The organism is Xanthomarina sp. F2636L, from assembly GCF_026410195.1.
Classification (GTDB): domain Bacteria; phylum Bacteroidota; class Bacteroidia; order Flavobacteriales; family Flavobacteriaceae; genus Xanthomarina.
The window spans coordinates 1-212 of the sequence record NZ_JAPMLM010000018.1 but is presented as its reverse complement, the minus strand read 5'-3'; the positions used below and the strand labels follow the sequence as shown (position 1 = coordinate 212).

Here is a 212-nt window from a genome sequence, read left to right as displayed (position 1 = left end):
GCAGCCGGAGCTACAGGTGCCGTAGTATCAGAAACAGTAATAGTTTGTGACACACTAGATGTATTATTACAAGAATCAGTAAATGTCCAAGTACGTGTAACTACTACATTACAAGGGTCAGAACTATCAGTTGAGTCAACAGGAGTTGCCACGACATCACCAGCACAGTTATCTGTTGCTGTTAAATCTATAGGAGCAGGTACATCATCGAT

The 212-nt window shown here is 41.5% G+C and carries 1 protein-coding gene; it reads right to left on the bottom strand.

Annotation, left to right across the window (positions count from 1 at the left end; genetic code table 11):
- The coding region (locus OS191_RS00080; RefSeq protein ID WP_267153672.1) for an HYR-like domain-containing protein at nt 1-212 on the bottom strand (212 nt) is incomplete at both ends.